This window comes from Pseudomonas sp. PS02290, assembly GCF_029960075.1.
GTDB lineage: Bacteria > Pseudomonadota > Gammaproteobacteria > Pseudomonadales > Pseudomonadaceae > Aquipseudomonas.
This window is the reverse complement of record NZ_JASCOY010000138.1, coordinates 1-9,703: the sequence shown is the minus strand read 5'-3', so window position 1 is coordinate 9,703 and position 9,703 is coordinate 1. Positions and strand designations below refer to the sequence as shown.

General features: G+C 61.2%; 9 protein-coding genes and 1 tRNA gene. 2 read left to right on the top strand and 8 right to left on the bottom strand.

Going from position 1 to position 9,703, the window contains the following annotated elements; all coding sequences use genetic code 11:
- The 6 genes from QMX88_RS27430 to QMX88_RS27405 all read right to left on the bottom strand — a co-directional run.
- On the bottom strand, positions 1 to 1,317 hold a 1,317-nt coding region (locus QMX88_RS27430; RefSeq protein ID WP_282373390.1), incomplete at its 3' end, for an aldehyde dehydrogenase family protein.
- 142 nt (positions 1,318 to 1,459) lie between these two features.
- Entirely contained in the window at positions 1,460 to 2,584 is a 1,125-nt protein-coding gene (locus QMX88_RS27425) for a GGDEF domain-containing protein (protein WP_282373388.1), read from the bottom strand.
- Positions 2,585 to 2,733: 149 nt separating this feature from the next.
- A complete protein-coding gene (locus QMX88_RS27420) occupies positions 2,734 to 3,501 on the bottom strand; it encodes a DUF72 domain-containing protein (protein WP_282373387.1) in 768 nt (255 codons plus the stop codon).
- Positions 3,498 to 3,929, bottom strand: coding sequence for a DNA methylase (locus QMX88_RS27415; RefSeq protein ID WP_282373386.1), 432 nt, complete (start codon positions 3,927 to 3,929; stop codon positions 3,498 to 3,500). The genes QMX88_RS27420 and QMX88_RS27415 overlap by 4 nt, the downstream gene beginning before the upstream one ends.
- An 86-nt stretch (positions 3,930 to 4,015) precedes the next feature.
- On the bottom strand, positions 4,016 to 4,708 hold the full coding sequence (locus tag QMX88_RS27410) for an RES family NAD+ phosphorylase (protein WP_442969505.1): 693 nt from the start codon (positions 4,706 to 4,708) through the stop codon (positions 4,016 to 4,018).
- The gene (locus QMX88_RS27405; RefSeq protein ID WP_282373384.1) at positions 4,702 to 5,106 is read right to left on the bottom strand and encodes an antitoxin Xre-like helix-turn-helix domain-containing protein; all 405 of its coding nucleotides are present in this window, start codon (positions 5,104 to 5,106) and stop codon (positions 4,702 to 4,704) included. Before QMX88_RS27405 ends, QMX88_RS27410 begins: the two co-directional genes overlap by 7 nt.
- A gap of 348 nt (positions 5,107 to 5,454) precedes the next feature.
- Between QMX88_RS27405 and QMX88_RS27400 the strand changes: the two genes are divergently transcribed.
- Together QMX88_RS27400 and QMX88_RS27395 are read left to right on the top strand one after the other, a co-directional pair.
- Entirely contained in the window at positions 5,455 to 7,512 is a 2,058-nt protein-coding gene (locus tag QMX88_RS27400; RefSeq protein WP_282373392.1) for a TonB-dependent siderophore receptor, read from the top strand.
- 249 nt (positions 7,513 to 7,761) lie between these two features.
- A tRNA-Asn gene (locus tag QMX88_RS27395) sits at positions 7,762 to 7,837 on the top strand.
- Between the two features lie 114 nt (positions 7,838 to 7,951).
- Here the strand turns inward: QMX88_RS27395 and QMX88_RS27390 are convergent.
- Together QMX88_RS27390 and QMX88_RS27385 are read right to left on the bottom strand one after the other, a co-directional pair.
- Positions 7,952 to 8,638, bottom strand: coding sequence for a dihydrofolate reductase family protein (locus QMX88_RS27390; RefSeq protein ID WP_282373383.1), 687 nt, complete (start codon positions 8,636 to 8,638; stop codon positions 7,952 to 7,954).
- 433 nt (positions 8,639 to 9,071) lie between these two features.
- Complete coding sequence (locus QMX88_RS27385) at positions 9,072 to 9,479, bottom strand: SRPBCC family protein (protein WP_282373382.1); 408 nt, start codon at positions 9,477 to 9,479, stop codon at positions 9,072 to 9,074.
- Between the last annotated feature and the right edge of the window lie 224 nt (positions 9,480 to 9,703).

Below are 9,703 nucleotides of genomic sequence, written 5' to 3'. Positions count from 1 at the left end.
ATCCAGCACGTACTCGATCACCGTTTCCAGATCGCGGTACGCCCCCACCGGCACCACGGGCCCGAACTGTTCTTCGTGGTAAACGCGCATGTCCGGCGTGACCGGGTACAACACGGCCGGGTAGAAGAATTGCTCATGGGTGGTGCCGCCGCCTTCGTTGACCACTTTGGCGCCTTTGCTTACGGCGTCGTCCACCAGTCCTTGCAGGTAGTCGGTCTTGCCCGGCTCCGGCAGTGGCGTCAGCGAGACGCCGGGCTCCCACGGCATGCCCGGCTTGAGCTGAGCGAGTTTTTCTTCGAACTTCTCGAGGAAACTACCGACCACGTTTTCGTGCACGAACAGGATTTTCAAGGCGGTGCAACGCTGGCCGTTGAACGACAACGACCCGGTAATGGCTTCCGTTACCGCGTTGTCCAGGTTCACATCCGGCAGCACGATCCCCGGGTTCTTCGCATCCAGACCCAGTGCGGCGCGCAGACGGTGCGGCTTGGGGTGGAGCTTTTTCAAGGCGCTGGCGGCCTTGTTGGTGCCGATGAAGGCAAACACGTCGATCTTGCCGCTGGCCATCAGCGCGCTGACGGTCTCGCGGCCGCTGCCGTAGATCACGTTGATGACCCCGGCCGGGAAGCTGTCGCGGAACGCTTCGAGCAACGGACGAATCAGCAAGACGCCGAACTTGGCCGGCTTGAACACCACGGTGTTGCCCATGATCAGGGCGGGAATCAGCGTGGTGAAGGTCTCGTTCAGCGGATAGTTGTAAGGCCCCATGCACAGGGTCACGCCCAGGGGCACGCGGCGAATCTGGCCGAGGGTGTCCTGTTCCAGCTCGAAGCGGCTGGAGCGACGGTCGAGTTCCTTGAGGGCGTTGATGGTGTCGACGATGTAATCGCAGGTGCGGTCGAATTCTTTCTGCGAGTCCTTGAGGTTCTTGCCGATTTCCCACATCAGCAGCGTGACCACCGCGTCGCGCTGCTCGCGCATCAGCTTGAGAAAGGTCTCGACGTGATGAATGCGATCGGCGACGCGCATGGTGGGCCACGCGCCCTGGCCCCGGTCGTAGGCGTTGACGGCGGCGTCCAGTGCAGTCATTGCGGTGTCGGCGTCCATCAGCGGCGTGCTGCCGAGCACCACGGACTCAAGGCCCGCGTCGGTCTTCAGCGAGACAGGGCTCAGCACCGGTGCCAGCGGCCCGTGCCATTGGTGCAGTTCGCCGTTGACCAGGTAATCGCGCTGCTCGATGGCGGGGCCTGCGCGAAACTGCTCAGGGATCTCGTCGGCGCGCGGGTACAGGTTGTCCAGGCGGTTTTGCAGGGTCATCTCATTTACCTCTTCCAGTCGGTCATCGTGCCAAACAGGCTGGACACACTACGCCACAGGCGCGGCCGAATGAAAAGCATCGAGATAAATGTCACGTCCGGGTGACACGCAAAACGTCTGCCGACGGTGCCTGAGGCGCTGTTCAGGCCACCGCCGTCTGGTTGCGCCCCGATGCCTTGGCCCGGAACAGCGCCTTGTCCGCCAGTCCCAGCAGCCCGTGCACGTCCTGCCCCGTGTTGCTCAGAGCGGCAACACCGAGGCTGGCGGTGACGCCTTCGTCGTGCTGACAGGTGATGTCGGCGATTGCCTGACGCAGCTTCTCGGCAATGACATGGGCCGCGTCGAGGGACGTATTGGCGAGCAACAGCGCGAACTCCTCGCCGCCCAGCCGACCGCAGACGTCGCCTTCCCGCACGGACTGGCAGATGACCCGGCCGATCTGCCGCAACACTTCATCGCCGGCCTGATGGCCGTGGCAGTCGTTGATGCGTTTGAAATGATCGATGTCCAGCATCAGCGCGCACAGCGGTAACCGGCTGCGCTTGCAGGTGTCGTACGCGCGTTCGGCCTGATGGAAAAAAGCCCGGCGGTTCTTCACCCCGGTCAGTTCATCGGTCTGCGCGGCATGGTCGGCGATGCGATGGGCATGTTCCATTTCGCGGCTCAGGCGAAAGGCCCGTTCCATGGCCTGGCACAATTTGCGCGTCGCGCTGACCACAAATCCGGCAAAGATCAGCGACGCAACCGCCATACCCTGCTGCGCGGTCTGGGGTTGAAACAGCAGCCAGATCGAGCACGGCAAGAGCACCAGTGCAATCGACACCAGGGTCATCGAGCGGTACGCCGAATAACAGGACACCGCGCTCACCGACATGCCAACGGCGAACAGCAGCACCAGCGTCTGGATCAATAAATCCCCGGCGTGCATCAGCGCCAGCGCGCCGCTGCCCCAGATGCCGGCCGACAACACCAGCGTGACCCAGTAAGTGGTTTCCCAGCGCTCCGGGGTGCGGGCGGTTTCCGGCATCCGGAAATAGGCGGTCAACATGATCAGGCGCAAGGTGGTCGAGGCGCCCAGCAGCCCGAGCCACCCGAGAATCAGGGAGTGTTCGAGGCGCTCCCAGCAGATCCACGAGAGCATTACAGCCGCCAGCGCGCTGCCGAACACCGAGAAAAAACTCTGACGGAAGAGCAACTGCAAACGATCGTTGCGCACCTCGGCCCGTATCAGGGCCTCGCGCGCCGGTTGAGAATCATGGAGGTACATCGAATTCGCCCGACCCTGGCATTGGATGGGTCGGATTGTGGCATCGTGCTATGACAGTAAACAACTCGCGCGCCAACTAATTGCTGCGCCACGCAGCGGGTGCGGCAATTCGCCGGAAAAATGACGGTTCAACCCCCACTGCGTCAGCCTTACTCCTCACGCGCGGACGGCGGTTGACCGAGGATTTCAATCAAACTCAGGGCATTGCCCGTTGCGGCGCCGCTGGCGGTGTTATCGAAAATACACCACGTCGGCGCACCGCTTAGCGCCTTGGCTTTCAGCTCGACGGCCAGACGCATCAGGAAATCTTCTTCATAGGCGCTGTAATAGATGCGCGGCGCGCCGTGCAGTCGCCAGTAGCCCAACCCCGGCCAGCCTGCCGGTTGGCGGTCATTGCTGAGCCTCGATGGGTCAACCGTTGCTTGCGCAATGCGGTAGTGCGTGAGCATTGGCTCGGCCTGGAGCCAGCTTTCATGACGCGGTTCTATGACCATATGACCCGCGAAGCGCTCGCGGAGCTGGATGAAAAACCCTTCGGCTACGAGTGGATCGAACGTCAGCGAAGGCGGCAACTGCAGCAGCAGGCAACCGAGCCGTTCGCCCAGTTCACTGCATTGTCCGAGAAACTCATCCAGCGCATGGCCGCTGCCCTGCAACTGTTGTTCATGGGAAATAAGCTTGGGGATCTTCACCGAAAACCTGAAATCCGCCGACACTGAGTCGGCCCAGCGGGCGTAGGTCTGCGGCCGATGGGGGCGGTAGAACGAGCTGTTGATTTCTGCGGTATTGAATTGCCGTGCGTAGCGCTGCAAGTGAGTGCCGTCGCCCGGAAAGGCCGGCGCGTGCTCGCGGCCCAGACTCCACCCGGCGCAGCCCACGAAGATTCTGCCAGGCGCGGTGGAGTTGGCATCGTTCAAAACAGCACCTCGCCGGCTTCGCCCATGAAGATCTCTGCCGTCTTCGGCCCGATGCCGTTGAAGTCCTGCAGGCGCTTTTCGAAATCGCGACGGTCGGCACTGGCGGCAGCCATGGTGCTGACCGTGCCGTCATATTCGTCAGTCAGCTTGGCCGCCAGTGCCAGCAGGCGCACGGCGGTGGATTCGTCGTAACGCGCATAACCGCCCTCGCCCAGCATCCTCACCAGCTCCCGGTGAGTGCACGCGGCCAGTTTGCCCGGCGTGTCGCGCCCGTGCCTGTCGACGATGACGTGATAGGTCTGTACCGCCGCCTGCGCCCGAATCCGTTTGCCCATCAGAAAACTGGCCAACAGCCATTTGAACAGCGCACTTTCACCGCCCTGCGTGAGGTCGATGCCCAGTTCCTGCGCGGTGATGTTCTTGCCCATGAACGCTCCTTGATTTCCATTGCTGGAGTGACTTCTCAAGGGGCAGATGAGTTCGATGTTTTGGGCGGTGTTTGGATCAACGCCCCTCAGGCGTTGGATATCTGGTTGATGCCGATGACCTCGCCGCTCCAGATCATCTCGTAATGGGCGCTCTGCACAATGGAGGTGACGTGGCGCGGGGTCAGCAGTGCCCAGCAGTGATTGCCCGGCGAGCGCACCGAGTGGTAGCGCAGGCCAGCCACGCCCGCCTGCTTGGCTGCCTCGCCCAGCACATGGGACTGCGCGTAGTCGTCAGGTGCATAAATCGGGTCGGAGAGCGGAATCGAGGTGGCGTCGACACTGCCCTCCTCGCTGAAACTGCAACTCAGGCAGCGGAACACAAAGCGCTCGTACTTCAGCGCCGCGACCCGCGACCAGTACAACTGCTGATGGTGGCGCACTTCGGCGATGGCCGTGTCGACGGTGTCGGCCAGGTACAGCACGCCGAACTCGCCGCTGCTGAAGCGCGAGCCCGCCGGATTGACGTGGGTGAACGGCGCGACGGCATAAGAGCTTCCGGGAATGCCAAACGGAATCTCGGCCAGGGGAATCAGCTCAATGCGGCCGATTTCGTTCTGCAGGCGAGGATTGGTCAGCGCCTGAATCCGGTACAGCGTCTCGAACTCGGCGGCATCGGCAACGTCGCTGAACAGGTCAATTGGCGGGAATTTGGAATTGACCAGGCGATAAGCCTGCTGCGTCTCCCCGGCGAGTGCGGGAAGCGCGTCCGGCATCACCATTGGGCGCCCCGGAGGGTGTCGATGCGGCGGAAGGTTTCGTACAGCGAGATCATGTCGCCCTGGGCCATGACGTCCAGTGGCTTTCTGCCGTTGAAGAACTCGTTGTGGTTTTCCATCGACGGGAAGCCGTAGGCATTGTCGGGATTATCAAACAGGGTTCGCAGGGCGGCGTGGATGTTCAGCACAAAGCTGACCCGCTGCATTTGGTCTTGATCCAGCGCCACCGACCACTGCGCGTCGTCCTGGCGAGCGCGGGTGTACGTGCTTCGGGAAATACGCAGGATCTGGCAGGCCTGCTCGCTGGAGGCCTTCCACTTGTCCAGCACCCGCAACGCCGCTCGCAAACCGACCACGCACTCGGATTTGGAAAGTTGCCGCGCTGGAATGGCGGTGGTCATGGGCGTACCTCTTGATGGCTACAGCTTAATGTCTGTGGACGCAACTCTAATTCAATTGCGTCCATAGATGCAATGTCAAGTTTCGACAGCGTTGATGTGCGGCGCGACACCTGAAGCGTTAGCCGGTCCCACAATCAAGGTCCGATCCGAGGTCCCAGAATACAGTGAAACCTGAAGGGGCATTCCAGAGCCTCCAAAAGTGAAAAAAAGGTGAAAATTCAGCTTAGTGACATCTGGTAATGATTCGCATGTTGATTCAGAATCGCGCTCCTCACCGCGCCTTCAGGAATTTCCATTGTGATCCCTCGCCTTCCCGCCACCTTTCTCCTGGCCGGTGTCGTCGCCGCCATGTCTACCGCCAACGCAGCCGACGACGTCACGCTGCCGGCGATGCAGATCCAGGACACCGCCGCACAGGACGACGGGCAAAGCGTGGGTTATCAGGGCAAGCCGTCTTCGAGCACCACCAAGCTGGGGCTGACCAACAAGCAGACGCCCCAGGCGATCACCACCATCACCCGCGCGCAGATGAACGATTTCAAAATGAACGGGGTCAAGGACGCGCTGCGCTCGGCGCCGTCGGTGACCGTCGAGCAAAGTGAAAGTGACCGCACGGAGTACACCTCCCGCGGGTTCGACATCGGCAGTTTCGAGTACGACGGCATGGGCATGCCCTTCGCCCAGACGATCATGATCGGTGACCTGGACATGGCCGAGTTCGAGCAGATCGACGTGCTCCACGGCGCCAACGGTTTGATGAGCGGCACCGGCAATCCGTCGGCAACGGTCAACTTCATCCGCAAGCGACCAACCCGGGATTTCCAGGCGCAGATCGACACCAGCGTGGGCTCGTGGGACAGCCGGCGCATTGATGTCGACGTGTCGGGGCCGTTGACCGACACCGGCAACGTCCGCGGTCGCTTCATTTATGCCCACGACAAGGGCAACTCGTGGATGGACCGCTACAGCCACGAAAAGAACGTTGCCGCCGGCCTGCTCGCCTTCGACCTTTCCGACGCCGATACGCTGACCGTGGGTTTCACTCAGCACAACAGCGATTCCAACGGCAGCACCTGGGGCAACCTGCCGCTGGTCGACAGCAACAACAACCCGATCCACTACAGCAGCCGCTCGTCCAACGTCGGCCAGCCGTGGACCTACTGGAACATGCACACCCAGCGGGCGTTTGCCGAATGGAAGCATGACTTCGGCAACGGCTGGAACGCCACGGTCACCGGCACCGGCATTACCGAATACCAGGACACCAACATGCTGTACGTCTCAAGCGTCACCGATGACGACGCCTCGGTGTTCGCCGCTGATACCTCCAGCAAGGCGCACCAGTTGCTGGGCGAAGCGAAAGTCTCCGGCCCGTTCAGCCTGTTCGGCCGCGACCATGAGCTGACTTTCGGCGCCGCCTACGGCCGCACCCATCAGAAAGCCCGGGAATACGACGCTGGCGGGGGCACCTACTTCGACACCTCGTTCGCGGGCATTCTCGCCGGCAATACCCCTTCGCCGCAGTTTGGCTACACCAGTGACATCACCAACACCCAGAACTTCGAGGACCGGCAGAAAAGCCTGTTCGCCGGTGCCCGCTTCAGCCTGGCGGATGATCTGCACTGGATCGCCGGTGCGCGCATGCTCAGCGTCGACGGCACGGGCGAGAGCTATGGCACCGATCACGCCCAGCGCGAGCACGGCAAGGTCACGCCCTACACCGGCCTGGTCTATGACCTGACCCCGCAGTGGAGCCTGTACACCAGCTGGACGCAGATCTTCAATCCGCAATACGGCACGGTCGGCGTCGACGGCAAAGTGCTCGCGCCGCTGGAAGGCAAGAGCCTGGAAGCCGGCGTTAAAGGCAGCGTCATGGACGATCGCCTGAACCTGACCGCCGCCGTGTTCAAGACCAAACAGAGCAACGTCCAGTCGGCGGACTTCATTGAAGTGGGTTCGCAGTTCCGCTATTTCACCGATGATTACAAAAGCCACGGCATCGAACTGGAAGCGTCGGGCGAAGCGCTGCCGGGCCTTGACCTGCTGGCGGGCTACACCTACGTGCACATCGAAAACGACGATGGCGACAAGGCCCGCCGTTATGTGCCGACCCACGCCTTCCGTGGCATGGCCAGCTACCGACTGCCTGGCCTGCCCCAAGCCCGAATCGGCACCCGGGTCAGCTGGCAGAGCGGGATTCAGAACGACAATTACAGCGTCATCCGCCAGAACGCCTACGCGCTGGTCGACCTGATGACCAGCTACGACATTGACAGCAACTGGAGCACGGCGCTGAACTTCAACAACGTCACCGACCGCAAATACCTGACCTCGCTGTACAGCGGCACGGCGAGCAACTATGGCGCACCGCGCAACCTGACGGCGTCGTTGACCTGGCGGTACTGATCCGGGCCTGACTCGCGTACTCGCTGCCGTGCGCCGGACCTGTGGGAGTGAGCTTGCTCACGAAGATGGCACTGCAGCCGCTGAAAATCTGGCGGATGTAATGACCCATTCGCGAGCAAGCTCGCTCCCACAAGTGACTCGCTGGTTGGAAGATCGACAACACTATGCATCTGATATACGTGCCTATCCGACAACTTTTTTAACACGCTCGCTTGACTTCCCTTTTCCAATCAGTAAGATAGCGCGCATTCCGCGATAGCTCAGTTGGTAGAGCAAGTGACTGTTAATCACTGGGTCCCTGGTTCGAGTCCAGGTCGTGGAGCCAGACAGAAGTAAACGAAAAGGCCAGCGCTTAGCTGGCCTTTTTCGTTTCCGATCGTTTTTCCCGGGCGCTCCCTGCCTGAAGCGGGACTGCATCAGCCCCGCTCCGCCCTTATCGTCAGGCCTTGGTGTAGCGCAGCCACACCGCGCCGCCGTCCTGCACCTCCGCCGACGTCAGTTTCAAGTAAGCCGGTTGTTTCCACGCCTCGGTCGACACCTCGAACGACGCCGGATGCTCGCCCCGCCCGTCGATCAGCGGCAGGATCAGCACGCTGACTTCATCGACCAGCCCGGCGTTGACGAACGAGCCACTGACATGGGGGCCACCCTCGACGATCAGGCGCTTGCAGCCCAGTTCGCTCGATAGAATATCGACCACCTGCTGCAGATCAATCTCGGTCTTCCCGGCAAAAATGTAGGACACCTGAATGGACTGCAGGTACGCCAGATAGTCATCCGACACGCCTTCAGTCAGCACCTCGACCACGTGGGAATCCAGCGCCTGATTTTTCTTCCAGCCGACCTTGCCCTGAGGGTCGATGGACACCGCGTAGGCCTTGGCATTGCGGTCGGCAAAGTAATGGCTGCGCTCAACCGGCCCCGTGGCGAGGCCCTTTGGATAGCCCTCGTCATGGGCGATTTCCTGCATCGTCACGCGCCCGCAGATCCAGGCGTCAAACTCAAACGTCTGGGCGAGCTTTTCGTACAGATCACCGGCGTCTTTCTTGAACGCGCGATCCCAGCCGTCGGTAAGGGCGTGGCCGTCGAGGGAGGACATCATGTGGCAAATGACATAAGGCTGCATGGCAGGCTCCAGGCTGATAAGTGTGTAGAGCCGACCTGGATCACGCGGAAATAGTTCACCCCGTCACTCGACCTGCCCTTCACAACCTGCTGCCCATCATTGCCGGTGATGTACACCATGAAGCCTATTGTCTTCAGCTTCGGCAGGGCTCGCGTAACATCGCGTCATCCCAGACCCGACACGGACTTACTCCCATGACCCTGCACATCATCAATGCCGTCGCCCTCACCGCCGTGACCGTTTTCCTGGTCAACCGCGCGTTCGCCCTGTACGACCTGATCAATGCAGCGACCGTGTCCGAGCATCACTAAGGCGTTGTACTCAAGCGTGAAGCAACAACGATTCAAGCAAGGCACCGAAATGCCAGGCCGCAATGGCCTGGCGGTCCCGCGATTATCGGCGGGTTAAATCATCGGTGGCTCGTATTGACGGGTCAGAAATTGGCCTTCAGCGCCTCAAGCCCCCCCTCGTAAATCCCCTTGAACAATTCCTCGACTTCACCATCGGAAACACCGTCCGGCGTAAATACCCCTGACCATTCGACCCATGTGCTGTCGGCGCCATCTTCTTTGACTTTGAACGTTGCCAGATAGTCGTTGATTGGAAACGGTCCCTTGTCGATGGAGTAGCTGTAAGTGCGCGCCGAATTATCGTAGGTCTGCAGGCGCTCGATGATTTCAGCGCCGTCGTCGGTGGTCAGGTGACGAACGCGCCCGCCTTCCTGTGCCTCGCTTTGCTTGATGAACGGCAGCCAGTGGTTCAAGGACAGGAAGCCGCCCGTCAGTGCCCAGACCTTGTCGGCCGATACCGGGATGTGAATGGATGCAGATGCTTGAGCCATGTTGCTTTCTCCAGAAATGGGGGGGGCAGCGACCGATCAGCCAGCGCTGGATGGCGTGGCGGGCCGCGCCCTCCCTGATAGGCGGTAAACGCGAGCAATCTTGTCACGGTTACCGCTGATTCGGGAGGGTGTGCGCCGCAAAAAGGCGGCGCACGGGGTGTTACTTGGCGGTGAAGGCCGAGTAGCTGTTCATCAGGTTGCGGTAGTTCGGAATGCGCTGGGAC